The following is a 19,482-nucleotide window of genomic DNA, read 5'->3' as shown; positions in this document are numbered from 1 at the left end:
CATAGATACCGCAAAATCAGAGGTTCAGCGTCTAATCGCATAAGAAGTATTTACCACGATTTTAACCACGCTTGATAGCGAAAATATAAGAAGATAGACCTAGATATGTGAGGTTTACCACAAAAGCAAAATGCCCGTAGAGCCTATAAAATAAGGCTTTGCGGACATTTAAGAAGATATAAAAAGATAGTCAAAAAGACATATATGATTTATTATAATTATTTGTTCTGTTGGTTTTGGAGGGAACTGCTGGGATTGTAATTGCCTTAAAACTCCTGTTCCGGTTCGATATTATGGCTATGCTGACAAAAGTAGATTGAGGCTTTTTTAGAAGGGAGAGAGCATATGGAGACTCTTACAGCACAGAATTTAGAATATACTTATCAGGGGAAATATCAGAAGGTGACAGCTCTTAGCGATGTTACATGCCATTTTGAAAAAGGGAAATTTTATGCCCTGATAGGCCGTTCAGGTAGCGGAAAAACCACCCTTTTGTCTCTTCTGGCAGGGCTTGGAACCCCTACCAAGGGAGAAATATTAGCAGATGGGGTTCCTTTAAAGAAAAAGGATTTGGAACGGCATAGGAGAGAAAATGTCTCTATGATTTATCAGTCCTTTCATCTGTTTCCCTGTTTAACCATACTGGAAAATGTGATGTATCCCATGCAGATTATCCATGAAAAAAAGAAAACGGCAAGGTGTAGGGCAGCAGAACTTCTGAAAAGTGTGGGGATTAAAGAGGAATATTATAAAAAACTTCCTGCCATGCTAAGCGGTGGCGAACAGCAGAGAACCGCTATTGCCAGGGCACTGGCCTCTGATGCAAAGTTTCTTCTGGCCGATGAGCCCACAGGAAACTTGGATGTAGAAAACAGCCAAAAGATTATGGATATTTTTCGAAAACTGGTAGAAGAGGATTACTGTGTTGTAGTGGTGACTCATGACCGCGAAATTGCGAGGCAGGCGGATGTTGTGTATGAGATAGTTGACGGGAGATTATGTTTTAAGGAGATAAAAAATGTGTGATTTTTCCATATCAAACGCCTTTTGGATTATTGAAAAGAAATTCTGCAGGAATTTCGGGAGGAAGATATGCTTAACAGTATAAAACAAATTTACAGGACTCCTGTGAAATTAGTATTATTCATTATTGCTATGATAGTTAGTAGTATGATTCTTGTCTTGGGAATAGTGCTTTTACTTTATACAAACGCAGAACTGAATGCCTTAGAAGAATCTTATACAACCATTGGTACGGTGGAACAGAAAAAAAGTTCTACAGAAGTTCATTCTATGTGGGATGCAACAACAGAAACGTACGAATATTTTCAAGTGCCAGTGTACGAAGAAATAATAGAGAAGTCCATATTGGACTTTGCTGGTACAGAGTATATAGAGGAACCGGAACAAAGACCCAGTTATGGCGCTTATTTACCAGAATATTCTTTCTCGTCAGGGGATGAAAGTTCTGCTGCATCTTGGGATTTGCAGTTGATTGTTGAATTTAGCCCGGTAGAAACTTGTGTTCCCAATAAGCCGGTTTTGGTAAAGATTAAAAGGGTATTGTGGGGAGATACCCATGGAAGTGACGGGCTGTGGCTGTGTGACCATAATACCGAGATGCCGGAAACTTTGGAAGCCGGAAAAACATATATTGCTAATTTAATGTCTAAAAATAATTCTCATGAAAAAAATGCGGCGGGAACCAGCGTTGAATGGTATCCTACAAAGATGAATCCTCTTACTACGCAGTGCGACAAATCCGGAGACGCATTGCCGAGTGAGTTAAATGAAAAAGAAGGAGTTTCCTGGGAAGAAGTGACAGAGGATTTCTATGAATCCGGCCGGGGAAAATATTGGTTGAATCTGGCAAAAAGTTATGAAATGTTGAACGATACGGTTTCCGTTTTGCCAACAAACAGTTTGGTTTTGTTGCCTTCTTTTCATTCTAAGAAGTCTATAGTAGTATCAGGGAGGGAAATTTCTAAAGAAGAATTTCAGGCGGGAGAAAGGGTCTGTCTTATTGAGAAAGAATTTGCCGACTTGAACGGACTACAGCCGGGTGACAAAATTTCTTTGCCTTTATATTATGTAGATGCTTATAATTATACCGGAACAGGCATAGACTATAGTTTATTAAATACCAAAGGAGAAATTTATCCGGTTTTTTCTGCGCATGAATATAAGATTGTGGGAATTTATCAATATCAGGATAGAAGGAATCTTTCTTCTTATAATCAGACAGAAATGAAATGGAATCAAATTATTATTCCTTCGGCGTCAGTGAAAGAATCAACGGAAAATAACATCGTAGCGGCAGGCCCCATGGTTCACAGGACAACTTCTTTTCAAATACCAAATGGAACCAGTAAGGACTACATAGAGGCATTTTCTAAAATAGAAAAAAGTAACCTTCTGGAAATTACCTTTGAGGATAATGGGTATGAAAAGATAAAAAAGGAACTTGACGAGAACCGAATGATTGCATTTTTGTTATGTGGTTTTGGAATTCTGTCGGTGGTTCTGGTGGTTTTGCTGCTGTTATACTTTTTTGTAGTAAAACAGAAAAAAAGGATTGCCGTGGAACGAGCCATGGGTGCGGGAAAAGGACAGTGTAGAATGTCCATGGCAGGAGGATTAGCGGTAGTTGTATTATTTGCGGCAATTATAGGAAGTATTTTAGGGGGAAGTCTTATGAATACAGTGCTGCAAAGAGAAAATGCGGAAGAAAAGGAAACTTATTTCAGCACGAAATACAGTGTCAGACAAGATGTTGCAGAAGCACCGGCGGAAGAGTTGGAAAAATCTCTGGTAGAAAGAACGGTGGTAATGTTTGCAGTACCTCCGGTTCTTACTCTTTTTGTGGTGGCCATAGCCATTGGGATTATTAACAGACAATTCCAGACGGAACTTCTTATGTTGTTAGAAGATAGGGAGAGTTCATAGGCAACGAGATTATATATAATCTATAAATGAGTAAATATCAAATGAGAAAATGCTTGTCTACTCCCTCAGCCTCATAATTCTGCACCCATAAATAATGCTCATGTGCGGTGAAGTAACAACCAAGAATTTGCAAGACAGCAGTTTACGATTCCGTTTTTAACTTTTGGTTAATTTTCTAAATCATCAATTTAACAACGGCTCTATTGTTCCTTAAAGCCTACTCTGCTATCATAAAGGCATAAACACAAGGAGGTTCGCTATGAAAATTAATCAGATTATTCGGGAAAAGCGGAAAGAGTTATCTTTGACACAAGAGCAAATTGCCGAGTTTTTAGGTGTATCCGCACCGGCTGTAAACAAATGGGAGAAAGGAGTTTCCCAAACAAAAGGATATTAAGGAATAACCTGTGTTTACCTGCTTGCAAATTATTGTATTTGACGAATGAGAAAAAACTTTCTATTGACAGAAACAATGTCAAATATTATAATTGTCCGTAATTGAATAACTATCTTCAGGGCAGGGTGCAATTCCCTACCGGTGGTACAGCCCACGAGCCGAAAGGCATGATTTGGTGAAATTCCAAAGCCGACAGTATAGTCTGGATGAAAGAAGATGAAAGTATATTTATGCTTTTTTGCGTGCTCTGAAATGATTTCATATCGTTTCGGAGCATTTTCTTTAATCGCATAAATCCTCTTTTGCATGTCTTGGATAGCTTTTATTCAAGGCATGTATTTTTTGGGAGGTGTAAAAATGAGCGATGCAGAATACATGAAATTAGCAATAGAACTGGCGAAAAAAGGAGCTGGCTACGTGAACCCTAATCCTATGGTCGGAGCGGTAATTGTAAAAGATGATCAGATTATCGGACAGGGATATCATGAATTTTTTGGCGGATTGCACGCTGAAAGAAATGCACTTAAAAATTGCAGGGAGTCACCTGTAGGAGCAACACTTTATGTAACACTTGAACCATGCTGCCATTATGGAAAGACACCACCTTGTACAGAAGCAATTATTAAAAGTGGCATTACAAGAGTAGTCGTTGGAACTTTAGACTGTAATCCTATTGTGTCTGGAAAAGGTGTAAAGATACTTGAGGAAAACAATATTCAAGTTGCTGTAGGAATTTTAGAAATGGAATGTCAACAGTTAATCAAAGTTTTTAGAAAATATGTTACAAAGCACATTCCCTATGTTTTTATGAAATATGCAATGACACTGGACGGGAAGATAGCAACTTATGCAAATCAATCAAAATGGGTAAGTGGAGAAGAAGCGAGAAAACAGGTACATCAATTCCGACATAAGGTTACCGCAATCGTGGTAGGAGTCAATACTGTTATTCAAGATAACCCTTTACTGACATGCCGATTAGAGAATGGAAAAAATCCTGTCCGTATCGTATGTGATACAAATTTAAGAACACCCATTACATCAAAAATTATAAAAACAGCGAATGATATTAAGACTTATATTGCTACTTCTTCTAGTGATGAAAGTAAGATAGGTCTTTATAGAAAATACGGTTGTGAAATTATTCATACAAAGAAAAAAGGTAATTATATTGACTTAATGAATTTAATGCAATGTTTAGGAAATATGCAGATAGATAGCCTGCTTTTAGAGGGCGGAAGTGCAATGAATTGGAGTGCTCTTGAACAACAAATTGTCGATGAGGTGCAAGTCTACATAGCACCAAAAATATTTGGTGGGAGTGCAAAAAGTCCTGTAAGCGGGCAAGGCGTTGCTTTTCCTGATGACGCCGTTATGCTTAAACCGTATGCTTTTTCTCAAGTGGGAAATGATTATCTCATAGAAAGTGAAGTGATTTATTCATGTTTACAGGAATAATAGAGGAAATCGGTAAAATAGAAAGAATACAGAAAGATATTTGTAACTGTAAACTATCCATTAAAGCTTCAAAAATATTAGAAGATATACATTTAGGGGACAGCATAGCAGTAAATGGTATTTGCCTTACAGTTACTTGTTTCAATCGACAGTCTTTCACAGTTGATGTGATGAATGAAACATGGAATAGAACAGCTCTTAGTCTGTTAAGACATGGAAGTTGTGTGAATTTAGAAAGAGCTATGCCTATGAATGGCAGGTTGGGCGGTCATATTGTTACGGGGCATATTGATGGAACAGGTAGAATATCTTCTGTGCGTAGAGAGAAAAATGCTGTGTGGTATCAAATCAATACGCAAAGAGAAATCTTAAATTTAATTGTCGAAAAAGGCTCGATTGCTATTGACGGTATTAGTCTTACTGTCGCAAAAGTATCGAAAACAGACTTTTTAGTATCCGTTATCCCACATACTTTAGAGCAAACAGTTCTCAAGGATAAACAAGTTGGGAATATGGTTAATCTTGAAAATGATATATTAGGTAAATATGTGCAGAAACTCATAGACAACAGTAATAAAACGGAGTTATCGAAAGAGTTATTATGCCAATACGGATTTTAACAGAAAGGATAAAGGAATAATGAAATATCAAAAAATAAAAGAGGCATTGCAGGCGTTACAAGAGGGAAAACTTGTTTTGGTTATGGATGATAAAGAGAGAGAAAATGAGGGAGATTTAATTTGTTCGGCACAATCGGCTACAACAGAAAATGTTAATTTCATGGCGACTTATGCAAAAGGCTTAATCTGTATGCCTATGAGTGAAAGTCTAGCTAACCAACTCATGCTTTTCCCTATGGTTGAAAATAATACAGATAACCATGAAACTGCCTTTACGGTTTCTATTGATTATAAGGATGCTACAACAGGTATTTCTGCCGAAGAAAGAGGATTGACGGCTCGTATGTGTGTGGTTGAGAATATAAACCCTCTTGATTTTCGCAGACCGGGACACATGTTTCCTTTGATTGCAAAGAGTGGAGGTGTTCTGGAAAGAAACGGACATACGGAAGCAACTGTTGACCTTTTGCGTTTAGCAGGATTAAAAGAATGTGGTTTATGCTGTGAAATCATGAATGAAAATGGGAAAATGATGAGAACACCTGATTTAATTCAATTTTCCCAAACACACCATATACCAGCTCTTACAATTAAAGAATTACAGGAATATAGAAAAGTATATGATGTGCTTGTAGAATGTGTTTCGATTGTAGAAATGCCCACAAAATACGGGAAATTCAAAGCACATTGCTATGTAAACAAGCTCAATGGAGAACATCATATTGCGTTGGTTATGGGAAATTTAGATAATGGAAATGATGTGTTGTGTCGTGTTCACTCAGAGTGCTTAACAGGAGATGTTTTTGGTTCTTTACGCTGTGATTGCGGACAACAGTTAGATAAAGCTATGAAAATGATTGCAGAAAAAGGTTCAGGCGTATTGCTTTATATGCGACAAGAGGGACGAGGTATCGGTCTTGTTAATAAATTAAAAGCTTATCATTTACAGGATAACGGTATGGATACGCTTGACGCGAACCTTGCATTAGGATTTCAAGGGGATTTAAGAGAATATTATATCGGAGCACAGATTTTAAGAGATTTGGGAATAAAATCATTGCATTTACTTACAAACAATCCTGATAAAGTTTATCAGTTAGAAGATTATGGAATGAAAATTTCAAGTAGAGTACCGATTGAGATAGAAGCAAATCCTTATGATAGTTTTTATTTGAAAACAAAGAAAGACCGAATGGGGCACATTTTGAATATGGAGGAAAAATAAATGAATACTTTTGAAGGCAATTTAGTGGCAGAAAATATTAAAATAGGTATTGTTGTAGCAAGGTTTAATGAGTTTATAACTTCAAAATTATTAGCAGGGGCATTAGACAATTTGAAAAGAGAAAATGTTAGTGAAAAGGATATAGAGGTGGCTTGGGTTCCGGGAGCATTTGAAATACCGTTGATTGCGTCAAAAATGGCAAAAAGTAAAAAATATGATGCGGTTATTTGTTTGGGAGCGGTTATTCGCGGTAGTACAAGTCATTATGATTATGTGTGTAGTGAGGTGTCAAAAGGAATTGCACAAATCAGTTTAAATACCGAGATACCTGTAATGTTTGGTGTTCTTACGACAGATACAATTGAACAGGCGATAGAACGAGCTGGTAGCAAAGCAGGAAATAAAGGCTCTGAATGTGCACAAGGAGCTATTGAAATGATAAACTTAATTCGTGCATTAGGGGTATAATTTGATTGGGAGGTTAAAAGTTAGAGCAAAAAAATCATAATGGTCGGAGTGATCCAGACACGGCGGTGGGGCTATCGGTTAATACCGTTTTTTAGTTTCTAAATCTTAAAATACGAATCTCCTGTAGTAATCAGTATTTTTGATACCTGATCTTCTATAGGAGATTTGTATTTTTTCTTTTCGGTATGTATTTTAGGGCGCAAAAACCCCTCAACTGCATTTTTAAAAACACTCTTTTTCTAAGCAGTCTTTTCCTTAGTGTTTCCTTCAAATTTTTTGATCTCTTCATGAAGAAAACGATGATATTTATTGATATCTCCGAAATGTCCTTCTGTCTGAATGGAACGGATCTGACGGTTTAATATCCCCTTCTCACTCTGGATGTTCGCATGGGATTCTTCCTTTAAAGCTTCCCATTGTTCACTGATCTTCATGACCTTATTTTTCTCTGCATCTTTTTCAGCATCATATTTATAGAGACATTTTTCTTTATGTATGCAGCCGCTGCAATCGGAACATCCATACACCTCAAAGGTTTGTGTATAACCAGCCTGTTCTTTTTTCTCTGTCCTGATATGATGAAGTTCTCTTCCATCATGGCAGATATAATAAAGTTCATCCTCAAATATCTGCGTTTTCATGTTGTAATACTTTCCAATCTCTTCCGTGTATGCATGTGTTTTCCGTTTTTCATGATCCTGCAGCTTAATATAACTGGAGATTTTATGTTTCTTTAAGTACAGAAGATTCTTTTCACTACAATAACCGCTGTCGGCAGTTACTTCCTCCAAAATTTCTCCAAACGCATTTTTGTGCTTTTCTAACACAGGAATCAATGTATTATAATCTGTCCGGTCATTGCTTACATAAGCCTGGACAATGAAATAATTCTCTACTGCTATCTGGACATTATATGCGGCCTTTAACTGTCCGTTCTTCATATGGTCCTCTTTCATCCGCATAAAGGTGGCCTCTAAATCTGTTTTGGAATAACTGTTCCGATTCTTTCCCATGATTTCAAAACACTCTTTATATCCCATGAGACGTTCACCGCAGCTTTCCAGTTTCTCATATAGCTGCTGGATTTCCGATTTTCTCTTTCCTTTTCCATAAACAAACGTAATGTGTTCCTGCTCCGCAATCTGCATTAGATTTTTCTGGAGTTTCAGAATCCCCAGCGGAGAACAGTTGTCAATTTCGATGAGTGTATTATTTGATAATTTTTTATGTTTTGTCAGTTTCCTTGTCCGGTTCTTTTTGCAGACGACGAAGAAACTGATAGTTCAGTTCATCCAATACATCAGCTGTTAGCTTTTTGTTTTTAAATTCATAAAAAGCATCCCTTTTGGGTTTTTGGCCTTTAGTAAGCCAGATAAAAGCAAGGTCTCTTTCACATAATTCTACGATACGGTCAACAGCTCTTACCCCACGCATATTTGCGTAAGTAACTACAGCATACATCATAATTGGATTGTACCCTATTCTTCCCTTATCTGAACAATTGGCTAACAAGCCAGAAAAATCTAACTCCTCCATCACTTTTTTCAGGGTATAGACTGGATTGTCATCAGGTAAATTCAATTCAAAGAAACTAAAGTTAATTTTCTGTTGCCCTAATTCAAAAAATTCGTTATAATAATCTTGTTTTAGCATAGTTCCATTATAACATGGAACGGAGAGGAGATGGTTGTCGTTAGCCATCTTTTTCTCTTTTTACGGAAAAATTTCAGGGGCAGATTTGACTCATGTGAGTCAAATCTGCCCCTGTTTGGAACTATCTATTTCCCGATAGCCCCTTGAAATCTTATTTTACTTTGGAAAGCGCTGCTTCATCCGCTACGATGGTAACATCCGGGTGCAGCTGTAAGATAGAAGCCGGAACCTTTGGTGTAACCGGGCCGTTGATAACTTCATTGAGAATTTCCGCCTTGTCAGCCCCGCTGACTACAACCAGAATTTTCTTTGCACTCATAATGGTGCCGATTCCCATAGTGTAAGCCTGACGGGGAACATCGGCTTCGTTTTCAAAGAAACGTTTGTTGGCCTGAATGGTGCTTTCTGTTAAATCTACGCAATGTGTCGTTTTTGGAAAATCTTCTGCAGGTTCATTGAAACCAATGTGTCCGTTGTGTCCCAGACCTAAAAGCTGCAAATCAATGCCTCCCGCACGGCGAATAATTTCTTCATATTCTCTGCAGGCTGCATCGCTGTCTTCATTTAATCCGTCCGGCACAAAAGTACATTCCTTGCGGATATTTACAGAGTCAAACAGGTTGTGGTTCATGAAATAACGGTAACTCTGGTCATTGTCTCCGCTTAATCCTCTGTATTCATCTAAGTTGCAGGAAGTAATCTGAGAAAAATCCAAATCCCCTTCTTCATACCATTTTATCAGATTTTTATAAGTTCCCACAGGTGTAGAACCGGTTGCAAGCCCCAACACACAGTCAGGATTTAAAATTACCTGAGAAGCAATTATATGCGCTGCCTTTCTGCTCATTTCATCATAGTCTTTGGTTTTGTAAATTTTCATAATACCTTCTCCTTTAAGCTGGGATTTTTTTTCCCGTAATATAATTATTATAATATGAAAGTAATTGAAACACAATGTAAAAAAACAGAAAGTAGAATCAAATTGGCAGGCGCAAAAGCAGAGACTACTTTCTGTCAGACAAAACTTTAATGGAAGAAGCATATTCTGACGGCGTCATTCCGGTAATTTTCTTAAACTGCCGGGAAAAATAGTGAATGGATGTATAGCCGATAAATTCAGATATCTGCGTAAAATTGTGATGATTTTCCCGAATGAGCTGTTTGGCCAGTTCAATTTTTAAATGGGAAAAATAATCAATGACACCGCAGTGTGTCTGCTCCCGGAAGAGTTTCTGCAGCTGGGAACGCCCGATTAAATTGTCCTGGCAGATGGTCTCAATGGTCAGCCGCTCGCAGATGTGTTCTTCCAGATAAGTCGTAATCCGGTTGTAAATCAGAGAATCATTCTTCTGCTTAATGGATTTGATAGCAGGAGCGGAAAGCGTGCCCTCATCCATCTGGCGAATCATCAAAATCAAAAGCGTTTCCAGATATAGTTTAATCAACTGTTCAGAACCAAAGGGAGCTGTCTCCCGACGAAGCATTTCGGTGGTTCCAGGGTCGTCCAATGGATTGGCAATGCAGTGCTTGGCCTCATAAATAATCTGGGCAAGGAGATTTCGCTCCTGTTCGCCAATGCTGGTCAGCAGATTTTCAAAATATTTCATACAGGGAGAATGGCACTCAAAGGAGATGACTACCAGGTTGGGGGCAATGGTTCCATTCGCCTTTACGGTGTGAAATTCGTCCGGCTTGTGGAAAATGATTTCTCCTTTTTTCAGTGTATGGTGGATATTTCCGGCACATACCTCCACTTCCCCTTTATCCACGCACAGAAATTCCCAGAAATCATGTGTCTCTCCGGGAAAATTATAGTCGCTCATATATTCGAAGTAATGAATCGTAATAATTTTATTGATTTCAATGTCTTTTTTTAGTTCCAGACTTGTAAATGACATGACAAACCTCCTGAATAGGAAAATATATTCGTTTTTATTATAAAGGATTGCAGAGAAAAAATCCATATGTTGTCCTAAAATGTCTGGAAAAGCAATGAATTTACAGACAGGATATGGTAGAATAAAACATAAGAATTGAGAAAAGGCGGAGAAGGAAATGAAACATGTACAATTAATGATGAAACCGGCATCTTCCAACTGCAATCTGCGGTGTGCCTATTGTTTTTATGAAGATGAATGTAAAAACAGAGAAATCCCATCCTATGGAATTATGAAAGAGGCAGTTTTGGAAACCGTGGTGCGAAAAGCTCTGGAGGCAGCAGAAGAAAGCTGCACTTTTGGTTTTCAGGGGGGAGAACCAACACTGGCCGGACTGGAATTTTTTGAAAAGTTTATAGCGTTCACGAAAAAATATAAGAAACCCGAAACAAAGCTGTACTTCTGTCTGCAGACCAATGGAACACTGCTGGATGAGAAGTGGACGGAATTTTTAAGAGAAAATCATTTTCTGGTGGGAATTTCTTTGGATGGGACCAAAGAAATTCACAACAGAAACCGGCAGGACGCCGGTGGGAAGGGCACTTTCCAGAAGATTTTAAAGAATGCGAAAAATCTGCAGAAGAACCATGTAGAGGTAAACATTCTGTGTGTGCTTACCAAACAGAGCGCCAGAAAGATTACGTCTGTTTATCAGTATCTGAAAAAGGAGGGATTTTATTATCAGCAGTATATTCCCTGTCTGGACCCGTTGGGAGAGAAGGAGGGGCAGAACCCTTGGTCTTTGACGCCGGAGATTTATGGGGAGGCTTTAAAGTCCCTGTTTGACTTGTGGTTTGAGGATGTGCAAAAAGGTACTATGGTTTCAATTCGGGAATTTGATAACTGGCTGTCCATGTTAAAGGGCTTTCCGCCGGAAGCCTGTTCCCAGACGGGAAGGTGTTCCATGCAGAATATTATTGAAGCAGACGGAGGGGTGTATCCCTGTGATTTTTATGTGCTGGACAACTGCAGGATTGCCAATGTGCAGGATGAGAAGTTCCGGTTTTTCCAGGGGATTTTTCCGGAAATGGAATTTTTCAGTCAGGGCAGGAAACGTGGAGAAGAGTGTACTGCCTGCAGATGGTATCCTCTTTGCCGGGGCGGCTGCAGAAGAAATTATACAGAGGAAAATAAGAATTATTTCTGCAAGTCTTATCAGGAATTTTTTGCCTATGCCATCAGCAGGCTGGAATGGCTGGCAGCCAGACTGTAGGGGACTGCTGCCAGCTGCGGCAGTCCCTTTGTAAATGGCAGCCCCCAAAAGGGATTCAGGAAGGCATATACGGCGGATAGGGCTGTCCGGGAATCAGTTTGGTTCCGTCTGAAAAGCCCTCCGGCCGGTTCTTTAAAGTCTGGATTAAGCAATCCCGCAGCTGACAGATACGGTTCTGGCAGACCGGATTGTCTATTTCGTTATGCAGCTCTTTTGGGTCATCCTGCAGACGGAAATACTGCTCGGTTCCGGTTTCGCTGTACCAGATAAATTTATCCTGGGGCGTTACCAGCCAGTGATTGGAGTATTCTCCGTAGGAGTGTTCGCCGTGGAGCACTTCCCGCAGAGCTTTTTGCGGCTGCTCTATAAGCGGCAGCATGCTTTTTCCGTCCAGGGTATCTGGAATATGGGCATGAACAAAATCCAGCAGGGTAGGCATGACGTCCCGAAGTTCCACCAGACTGTGGGAAACCGTACCTGGTGTGAGCCCCGGAAGAAGCCTGTTGTTTCCTGAGAGAATCAGGGGGATGCGGATACTGCCCTGGTATGGCCGGGATTTGCGGAACATGTGGTGGTCACAGAGTTCTTCCCCGTGGTCGGAAGTAAAGAGAATCAGAGTATCCTCATAAACGCCGTATTCTACCAAAGCCTGAATCAGACGTCCAATCTGATGGTCCAGATGAGTAATGCAGGCATAATATCCCACTTGGGCTTCCCGTATTAAATCTTTATCCAGAGGACCGCATTTGGAATCAAAAACCCGGCCCTGACTTTTTAACAGTTCTTCGGTTTCCCAGTCGCCCAGAGCAGGCGGTGTCAGCTCTTTCCGATTGTACAAATCAAAATAATAAGAAGGCGCATCAAAGGGCGGGTGAGGACGCAGATAAGAAGCCATAAGGAAGAAAGGTTTTTGCGGGTCTTTTCTGCGCAAAAAATCGATGCTGCGGTCTGTCACCCAGTTGGTGGGATGGTATTTTTCCTCATAAATCCAGGGACGAGCCACCCAGCTGTTGCATTCCAGTCCGGTATCCGTTACGTCCGCGTCGATGCCTTTTTCCTGTTTCAGCCAGTGAAAGTAATCATCGGCATTTTTCTGGGATTCCTGCCAGGGGACACTGGTATAGCGGGCGCTGTGAAGATAGCCGTCGTGAAGTTCAACATTGTGGAACCCCAGATAATTCCGCAATGGGTGTACATGCATTTTCCCCACACACTGGCAGTAGTATCCTGCTCTGGAAAGTTCGCCTGCCATAGTGTGTGGATAATCCCAGATAATGCCATCCTCATAGCCGGTTCGCTTGTGATGTTCCTGGGACAGACCGGTGTGAAGAGCGGCTCTGGCGGCAATGCAGCTTGGGCAGGCGCTGTAGGCATTGTCAAAAGAAATACCCCGGCTGGCCAGTGTATCCAGATAAGGAGTTTTGACATCCGGATGTCCGGCAAAGCCCAGACAGTCCCCACGAAGCTGGTCAGTCATAATCAGTAAAATATTAGGCTGTTTCAAAGGTGATTCCTCCATTCATCAAAATTACCTATAAATATACGATGTTTCTCTGAAAAAGACAAGTTTTTTTCCGAAAATGCCCGTTTGCGTTATGAAAAGTGATGAAAGAAAACAAGGGGAAACAAAAAAATATAAGGGAAAAAAAGATGAAAAGGTGAAAAGACAAGAAGGATTTTGGGCAAAATAACGACATAAAAGACGATTGTGTAAAAGTTACAGTAGATAGTACAAATACAAAAATGGAAAATATGGTATAATGATTCGGTAAGATTTAAGAAAAATAGTTACTATCTACAATCTAGGGAGGAATTAGTAATGAAAATGAAGATGGTAAAGAAACTTGTAGCCATGGCTCTTGTTTCAACAATGACATTGTCCGGACTTGCTGCATGTGGAGGCGAAACAGCAGATACAAACAAAGATACAAGTAAGGATACTGCAAAAGAAGACAAGTCTGAAGGCAAAGAAGTGCTCAAATTAGCTGCTTTCAAAGGCGGTAACGGAGAAGAAATCTGGAACCAGATTGCAGCAGCGTTTGAAGAAGAAAAGGGCGTTGACGTAGAATTAACCATTTCTTCCGAATTAGATAAAGATCTGACAAAATCCATTCAGAAAGGTGACTTCCCTGACGTTGTATACTACAATCTGGGACAGAAGAGCGGTTTCACAGAAACTATGCTGAAGGAAGGCGCAATCGCTGATATTACAGATGTATTTGATGATGAATTAAAAGGAAAACTGTTAGACGGTATCACAGATGGTACAGACGCACAGCCATACGCAGACGGCAAAATCTATCTGGCACCTATCTTCTACACGCCGACAGGATTCTGGTACAACAAGAATCTGTTTGAAGGAGACCAGAAAAAATATGACCTGCCGACAACATGGGAAGAGTTCTTTGCTTTAGGCGATAAGGCAAAAGCAGACGGAGTTTCCTTGTTTACATTCCCACAGGCTGGTTACCTGGACGCAACGATGTACAGCATGTTAGCACAGGCCGGCGGTACAGAGTTCTATCAGAAAGCAATCAAATACGATGCAGATACATGGACATCTGACGAAGGTAAGAAAGTTCTGGATACATTAGGCAAACTGGTATCTGCTGACTACACAGAAAAAGATACTGTAGCAAATGCCAACGCAGACGGTGGTTTCAAAATCAACCAGCAGAACGTTATCGACAACAAAGCATTATTCATGCCAAACGGTAACTGGGTAATCGGTGAAATGGCTGCTACAACACCGGAAGACTTCAGATGGGGTATGATGCCTGCACCGAAGTGGGATGGAGATGAAAAACAGACCATGTACACATTTACAGAACAGATGTGGATTCCTGCAGAAGCAGAGCACATGGACCTTGCAAAAGAATTCATTAAATTTATGTATTCTGACACAGTTGTTGATATTTTATTAAATAACGAAACAACAGACAAAGAAACAGGAAAAACTTCTCCGGCACCAGTTGTTGCACCTGTAAAAGGCGCTGCTGACAAATTACCGGAAGGTACAACAAGAGACTGTTACGCAGCTTCTACAGCAGATAACATTGTAACCGTTACAGGCGGTTGGGTAGCTACACAGCCAATCGAAGGTCTGAACATGAAAGACGCAGTTTACGGACCGGCATACTCTGTAAATACAGGAGATATGACTGTTGAAGACTGGCAGAAACAGTTAGTGGAAACATGGGAAAAATGTGCAGGCGCTTTAGAATAAGCACAATTTAAACCTGGTATCAGCAAACGGTGAGTTATTATAACTCACCGTTTTTAAAAGAAACAAGGAGGAAAACCATGAACAGGAAGAAATCACAGGGGCGTTTTGTTTTTGCCTGCCTGGCACCTGCCGCGCTTTTAATACTGCTTTTTATTTTCGTTCCTACGGTAAAGGTCTTTAAAATGTCTTTGTACCGCATGGGAGGAATTACCAATAAGAAAGAATTTGTAGGATTTGAAAACTTTACAAAGTTGTTCCAGGATAAGGCGTTTTTGGAGGCTATGCAGAATACTATCTTAATCATTGTACTGGTTATGATTTGTACAATCGTGCTGGCTGTTCTTTTTGCAGCTTTATTGTCCAGAGGAAACTTCAAAGGAAAGAACTTTTTCCGCGTTATTTTTTACATCCCAAACATTTTGAGTATCGTTGTTGTAGCCGGTATCTTCGGCGCGATTTACAACCCAAGTACAGGTCTTTTGAATACCTTCCTGGAAGCGATTCATTTAGACGGTCTGGTGCACCAGTGGATGGGTGAACCGAAAATTGTTATTTATTCCGTTATTTTTGCTCTGGTATGGCAGGCCATCGGTTATTACATGGTTATGTACATGGCCAGTATGGCAGCAATTCCGGAAGATTTATATGAGGCAGCCGCTTTGGACGGTTCTTCCGAGATACATACGTTCTTTACTGTAACACTGCCTCTGATTTGGAACAATATCCGTACCACCTTAACCTTCTATATTATCAGTACCATTAACCTGAGCTTCCTGTTTGTCCAGATTATGACGGATGGCGGTCCTAACGGAAAGACCGAAGTGGCGCTGAACTATATGTACAAACAGGCTTATGGTGCAGGGGTATACGGATACGGTATGGCTATCGGCGTTGTAGTCTTTATTTTCTCATTTGTACTGGCTGCAGTGGTAAACAAGATTACAGACAGAGAAGTGCTGGAATTTTAGAAAGGAGAATGAAAAGAAATGAAAGAAACACATAAATTTACAAAAATTTTGTCAAAAGCTATCATTTACATTGCTCTTTTTGTTCTGGCTATTTCTATTATTGTACCGGTTGGCTGGGTATTTATGGCGAGTGTAAAGCGCAATGCGGAATTTATCGGTGCAGATATTAATCCATGGGCGCTGCCGGCAGACCCACGTTGGGAAAACTTCAAACAGGCTTTTGTAGATGCGAGAATGGGAGAGTTCTTCCTGAACTCCGTTATGGTAACAGCCCTGGCGCTTTTCCTGCTTTTGGTGCTTGCTCTTCCGGCTTCTTATGTACTGGCAAGATTTGATTTCAAGTGCAAAAAGATTTTGAATTTGGCCTGCATGGCAGGATTATTTATCAATGTAAACTATATTGTAGTTCCGATTTTTCTCATGCTCACAGACGCCAACAAGGCTTTTCAGGTGGATTTTTTCCTGAATAACCGTTTCCTTCTGGCGCTTATTTACGCGGCAACCAGTCTTCCGTTTACGATTTATCTGTTAAGCGGATATTTCAAAACGCTGCCAAAGGGCTTTGAAGAGGCTGCTTATATTGACGGCTGCGGTTACTGGAAAACTATGGTGAAAATTATGGTTCCAATGGCAAAGCCAAGTATTATTACAGTCATTCTGTTTAACTTCCTTTCCTTCTGGAATGAGTACATCATTGCTTACACGTTGATGGATGGACATGACACACTGGCTATGGGACTGAAAAACCTGATGGCTGTGGAAAAGACAGCTACGAACTACGGTATCATGTATGCAGGTCTTGTTATTGTTATGCTTCCTACATTGATTCTGTATATTGCAGTCCAGAAACGTCTGACAGAAGGTATGACACTGGGCGGACTGAAAGGATAGGAGGAAATCGTAATGAATCATACAGTGAAAGTGATTATAAAGTGTATTGTTTTTGTTGTGTGTCTCGCTTTGATTATTATGGGACAGAAAAATATCAGCATTACGGGTCTGACTATGGAGTTGGTTGGTCTGGTAGGACTGCTGGTGCTGTTATTCCTTTACAATAAAAAGTATCAATAGAAGTATCTGTACGGAAAGAACAGACAGAGAGCGCCGGAAATACGGAGAGGAAAAGTTTCCCTCAAGTATTTCCGGCGCCTTTTTGAGTTCAGAAAAATATGCATAAAAATGACAAAAACAAATGAATTTGTGCAAAGGATTTGTGAAATATTTTTGATAAAATAAAGATAACTGAAAACGAAGTATGGTTGAGAGAAAAGGAGAAGGTAAGATGAAAAAACCAGTTTTAGTAGTTATGGCAGCAGGTATGGGAAGCCGTTACGGCGGTTTGAAGCAGATTGACCCGGTGGATAAACAGGGACACATTATTATGGACTTTTCTATTTACGATGCAGTAAAGGCAGGGTTTGAAAAGGTTGTCTTTATTATTAAGAGAGAAAACGAAGCAGATTTTAAGGCTGCCATTGGGGACAGAATGAGCAAAGTTATTGAGGTGGAATATGTATTTCAGGATTTGCACAATCTTCCGGAAGGATATGAAGTACCGGAAGGCCGTGTGAAACCATGGGGAACGGGACATGCGATTTTGAGCTGTCTGGGTACCGTAGACGCACCGTTTGCCGTTATCAATGCAGATGACTACTATGGAAGCCATGCATTCCAGATGATTTATGATTATCTCACATCTCACGAGGATGATGAAAAATACCGCTATACCATGGTAGGCTATGTGCTGGAGAATACACTGACAGAAAACGGACACGTTGCAAGAGGTGTCTGTGTGACAGATGAAAACGGTTATCTGCAGGAAATCAACGAGAGAACCCATATCGAAAAGAGAGGAGACGAAACGGCTTATACAGAGGATGACGGAGCAACCTGGACCGTGATTCCGGAAGGCAGCATTGTATCCATGAATATGTGGGGATTTTCACAGAGTATTCTGAAAGAGCTGAAAGACCGTTTCGCAAAATTCCTGGATGAAAATCTGGAAGGAAATCCAATGAAGTGCGAATACTTCCTTCCTTTTGTGGTAGATGAACTTTTAGGGGAAGACAAGGCTACCGTACAGGTTCTGAAATCTCTGGATAAATGGTACGGGGTAACTTATAAAGAAGATAAACCAGTGGTGGTTGCGGCTATTCAGGCTTTGAAAGACAGCGGTTTATATCCGGAAAAACTGTGGGAGGAAAAATAGAAAATGGCAGAAATTAAAAAAGAAGTAATTGAGAATTTTCAGTTTGAGGGGGAATACACAGAAGGAATTCCTTACGGAAGCGGTCATATCAATGATACTTTCCGAGTGACTTTTCAGCATAAGGGAGAAACGAAACGATATATTCTGCAGCGCATGAACAATCAGATTTTTCTGAATCCGGAAGAACTCATGGAAAACGTTGTGGGGGTAACTTCCTGGCTGAGAAAGAAAATTGTGGAAAACGGGGGAGAACCGGAGAGAGAAACCTTGAATTTAGTGCCTGCAAAAGACGGCAAGGCTTTTTATAAAGACAGCGAAGGGGAATATTGGAGAGTGTACCTTTTCATTGAAGGGGCTAAGACGTATGACTTGGTGGAGAATCAGGAAGATTTCTACCAGAGCGCGGTGGCTTTCGGCAGATTCCAGGGACTCCTGGCAGACTATCCGGCGGAAACCCTTCATGAAACCATTCAGGATTTCCACAATACCGTAAAACGTCTGGATACTTTTAAGAAAGCAGTAGAAGCAGATGCGTGCGGCAGAGCAGCACAGGTGCAGGAAGAGATTCAGTTTGTGCTGGACAGAGAAGCACTGGCGCACAAGCTCTGTGATATGCAGGCAGAGGGAAAACTGCCGCTGCGTGTTACTCATAATGATACAAAGCTGAACAACATTATGATTGATGATGAAACAAGAAAAGCAATCTGTGTGATTGACTTGGATACCGTTATGCCGGGGCTGTCAGTGAATGACTTTGGTGATTCTATCCGTTTCGGCGCCAGCACAGGAGCAGAGGACGAACCGGATTTATCTAAGGTTTCCTGCAGTATGGAATTGTTTGAACTTTACACGAAAGGTTTCGTAGAGGGATGCAAAGGCAGTCTGACAGAGGAAGAACTGGATATGCTTCCGGTAGGAGCCATGACGATGACCTATGAGTGCGGCATGCGTTTCCTTACGGATTATCTGGAGGGAGACCATTATTTCAAGATACACAGAGAAGGTCACAATCTGGATCGCTGCAGAACGCAGTTTAAGCTGGTGAAGGATATGGAAGAAAAATGGAATCAGATGAATGAAATTGTAAACAAATACAGATAGTTTGCAAGGTATACTTGAATTTTCCAATGGAAAGTGGTAGCATAGAAACAAACATAGAAAA

The 19,482-nt window shown here is 40.4% G+C and carries 16 protein-coding genes, 2 pseudogenes and 1 riboswitch; of the genes and pseudogenes, 14 read left to right on the top strand and 4 right to left on the bottom strand.

Annotated features, from left to right (window positions below; translation table 11 throughout):
• Window positions 1-345 precede the first annotated feature (345 nt).
• The 7 genes and pseudogenes from WKT17_RS14215 (at window position 346) to ribH (ending at window position 7,114) form a co-directional block, all read left to right on the top strand.
• Window positions 346-1,026, top strand: a complete 681-nt coding sequence (locus WKT17_RS14215) for an ABC transporter ATP-binding protein (RefSeq protein ID WP_298059888.1) — start codon at window positions 346-348, stop codon at window positions 1,024-1,026.
• A 66-nt stretch (window positions 1,027-1,092) separates the two neighbouring features.
• Window positions 1,093-2,946: an FtsX-like permease family protein gene (locus tag WKT17_RS14210; RefSeq protein ID WP_298059886.1), complete on the top strand. Its 1,854-nt coding sequence runs from the start codon at window positions 1,093-1,095 to the stop codon at window positions 2,944-2,946.
• Between the two features lie 259 nt (window positions 2,947-3,205).
• A pseudogene (locus WKT17_RS14205) lies at window positions 3,206-3,325 on the top strand (helix-turn-helix domain-containing protein); the annotation flags it as partial.
• Window positions 3,326-3,450: 125 nt separating this feature from the next.
• A riboswitch (FMN riboswitch) is annotated at window positions 3,451-3,565 on the top strand.
• A 135-nt stretch (window positions 3,566-3,700) separates the two neighbouring features.
• Window positions 3,701-4,801, top strand: coding sequence for a bifunctional diaminohydroxyphosphoribosylaminopyrimidine deaminase/5-amino-6-(5-phosphoribosylamino)uracil reductase RibD (gene ribD, locus WKT17_RS14200; protein ID WP_298059884.1), 1,101 nt, complete (start codon window positions 3,701-3,703; stop codon window positions 4,799-4,801).
• A complete protein-coding gene (gene ribE / locus WKT17_RS14195; protein ID WP_298059882.1) occupies window positions 4,786-5,421 on the top strand; it encodes a riboflavin synthase in 636 nt (211 codons plus the stop codon). The genes ribD and ribE overlap by 16 nt, the downstream gene beginning before the upstream one ends.
• Window positions 5,422-5,440: 19 nt before the next feature.
• A complete protein-coding gene (locus WKT17_RS14190) occupies window positions 5,441-6,646 on the top strand; it encodes a bifunctional 3,4-dihydroxy-2-butanone-4-phosphate synthase/GTP cyclohydrolase II (RefSeq protein ID WP_298059880.1) in 1,206 nt (401 codons plus the stop codon).
• A complete protein-coding gene (gene ribH, locus WKT17_RS14185; RefSeq protein WP_298059877.1) occupies window positions 6,647-7,114 on the top strand; it encodes a 6,7-dimethyl-8-ribityllumazine synthase in 468 nt (155 codons plus the stop codon).
• 239 nt (window positions 7,115-7,353) lie between these two features.
• Here ribH and WKT17_RS14180 read toward each other — a convergent pair.
• The 3 genes and pseudogenes from WKT17_RS14180 to WKT17_RS14170 all read right to left on the bottom strand — a co-directional run bounded on the left by WKT17_RS14180 (window position 7,354) and on the right by WKT17_RS14170 (window position 10,665).
• Window positions 7,354-8,767, bottom strand: a pseudogene (locus WKT17_RS14180) (transposase).
• Window positions 8,768-8,918: 151 nt separating this feature from the next.
• Window positions 8,919-9,647 (bottom strand): glucosamine-6-phosphate deaminase, encoded by a 729-nt coding sequence (nagB, locus tag WKT17_RS14175; protein WP_173748950.1) that lies wholly within the window; start codon window positions 9,645-9,647, stop codon window positions 8,919-8,921.
• 124 nt (window positions 9,648-9,771) lie between these two features.
• Complete coding sequence (locus WKT17_RS14170) at window positions 9,772-10,665, bottom strand: AraC family transcriptional regulator (RefSeq protein WP_173748951.1); 894 nt, start codon at window positions 10,663-10,665, stop codon at window positions 9,772-9,774.
• A gap of 157 nt (window positions 10,666-10,822) precedes the next feature.
• On the opposite strand from WKT17_RS14170, the gene WKT17_RS14165 reads away from it, so the two are divergent.
• Window positions 10,823-11,917 (top strand): anaerobic sulfatase maturase, encoded by a 1,095-nt coding sequence (locus WKT17_RS14165; protein WP_298060089.1) that lies wholly within the window; start codon window positions 10,823-10,825, stop codon window positions 11,915-11,917.
• 55 nt (window positions 11,918-11,972) lie between these two features.
• Here WKT17_RS14165 and WKT17_RS14160 read toward each other — a convergent pair whose 3' ends face one another.
• A complete protein-coding gene (locus tag WKT17_RS14160; RefSeq protein ID WP_298060091.1) occupies window positions 11,973-13,421 on the bottom strand; it encodes an arylsulfatase in 1,449 nt (482 codons plus the stop codon).
• A 315-nt stretch (window positions 13,422-13,736) separates the two neighbouring features.
• Between WKT17_RS14160 and WKT17_RS14155 the strand changes: the two genes are divergently transcribed.
• The 6 genes from WKT17_RS14155 to WKT17_RS14130 all read left to right on the top strand — a co-directional run bounded on the left by WKT17_RS14155 (window position 13,737) and on the right by WKT17_RS14130 (window position 19,421).
• Window positions 13,737-15,143, top strand: a complete 1,407-nt coding sequence (locus WKT17_RS14155; protein ID WP_298060093.1) for a carbohydrate ABC transporter substrate-binding protein — start codon at window positions 13,737-13,739, stop codon at window positions 15,141-15,143.
• Window positions 15,144-15,220: 77 nt separating this feature from the next.
• A complete protein-coding gene (locus tag WKT17_RS14150; RefSeq protein WP_173748955.1) occupies window positions 15,221-16,111 on the top strand; it encodes a carbohydrate ABC transporter permease in 891 nt (296 codons plus the stop codon).
• 18 nt (window positions 16,112-16,129) lie between these two features.
• Window positions 16,130-17,002 (top strand): carbohydrate ABC transporter permease, encoded by an 873-nt coding sequence (locus WKT17_RS14145; protein WP_173748956.1) that lies wholly within the window; start codon window positions 16,130-16,132, stop codon window positions 17,000-17,002.
• Between the two features lie 12 nt (window positions 17,003-17,014).
• The gene (locus WKT17_RS14140) at window positions 17,015-17,182 is read left to right on the top strand and encodes a DUF6903 family protein (protein WP_173748957.1); all 168 of its coding nucleotides are present in this window, start codon (window positions 17,015-17,017) and stop codon (window positions 17,180-17,182) included.
• Window positions 17,183-17,393: 211 nt separating this feature from the next.
• Window positions 17,394-18,320 carry a nucleotidyltransferase family protein gene (locus WKT17_RS14135; RefSeq protein WP_173748958.1) on the top strand — a complete coding sequence of 309 codons (927 nt, stop codon included), beginning with the start codon at window positions 17,394-17,396 and terminating at the stop codon, window positions 18,318-18,320.
• A gap of 3 nt (window positions 18,321-18,323) precedes the next feature.
• Complete coding sequence (locus WKT17_RS14130; RefSeq protein WP_298060095.1) at window positions 18,324-19,421, top strand: phosphotransferase enzyme family protein; 1,098 nt, start codon at window positions 18,324-18,326, stop codon at window positions 19,419-19,421.
• The last annotated feature ends 61 nt before the right edge of the window (window positions 19,422-19,482 follow it).

Origin of the sequence: Blautia sp. HCN-20427 (assembly GCF_037890365.1) — a bacterium.
Classification (GTDB): domain Bacteria; phylum Bacillota; class Clostridia; order Lachnospirales; family Lachnospiraceae; genus Blautia.
The sequence above is the reverse complement of the archived record's forward strand: the minus strand, read 5'-3'. Positions and strand labels throughout refer to the sequence as shown.

Excerpts from the sequence above, each read along its gene's own strand:
- WKT17_RS14215 (WP_298059888.1), top strand. The coding sequence starts at position 346 with ATGGAGACTCTTACAGCACAGAATTTAGAATATACTTATCAGGGGAAA.
- WKT17_RS14210 (WP_298059886.1), top strand. The coding sequence starts at position 1,093 with ATGCTTAACAGTATAAAACAAATTTACAGGACTCCTGTGAAATTAGTA.
- ribD (WP_298059884.1), top strand. The coding sequence starts at position 3,701 with ATGAGCGATGCAGAATACATGAAATTAGCAATAGAACTGGCGAAAAAA.
- ribE (WP_298059882.1), top strand. The coding sequence starts at position 4,786 with ATGTTTACAGGAATAATAGAGGAAATCGGTAAAATAGAAAGAATACAG.
- WKT17_RS14190 (WP_298059880.1), top strand. The coding sequence starts at position 5,441 with ATGAAATATCAAAAAATAAAAGAGGCATTGCAGGCGTTACAAGAGGGA.
- ribH (WP_298059877.1), top strand. The coding sequence starts at position 6,647 with ATGAATACTTTTGAAGGCAATTTAGTGGCAGAAAATATTAAAATAGGT.
- nagB (WP_173748950.1), bottom strand. The coding sequence starts at position 9,647 with ATGAAAATTTACAAAACCAAAGACTATGATGAAATGAGCAGAAAGGCA.
- WKT17_RS14170 (WP_173748951.1), bottom strand. The coding sequence starts at position 10,665 with ATGTCATTTACAAGTCTGGAACTAAAAAAAGACATTGAAATCAATAAA.
- WKT17_RS14165 (WP_298060089.1), top strand. The coding sequence starts at position 10,823 with ATGAAACATGTACAATTAATGATGAAACCGGCATCTTCCAACTGCAAT.
- WKT17_RS14155 (WP_298060093.1), top strand. The coding sequence starts at position 13,737 with ATGAAAATGAAGATGGTAAAGAAACTTGTAGCCATGGCTCTTGTTTCA.
- WKT17_RS14150 (WP_173748955.1), top strand. The coding sequence starts at position 15,221 with ATGAACAGGAAGAAATCACAGGGGCGTTTTGTTTTTGCCTGCCTGGCA.
- WKT17_RS14145 (WP_173748956.1), top strand. The coding sequence starts at position 16,130 with ATGAAAGAAACACATAAATTTACAAAAATTTTGTCAAAAGCTATCATT.
- WKT17_RS14140 (WP_173748957.1), top strand. The coding sequence starts at position 17,015 with ATGAATCATACAGTGAAAGTGATTATAAAGTGTATTGTTTTTGTTGTG.
- WKT17_RS14135 (WP_173748958.1), top strand. The coding sequence starts at position 17,394 with ATGAAAAAACCAGTTTTAGTAGTTATGGCAGCAGGTATGGGAAGCCGT.
- WKT17_RS14130 (WP_298060095.1), top strand. The coding sequence starts at position 18,324 with ATGGCAGAAATTAAAAAAGAAGTAATTGAGAATTTTCAGTTTGAGGGG.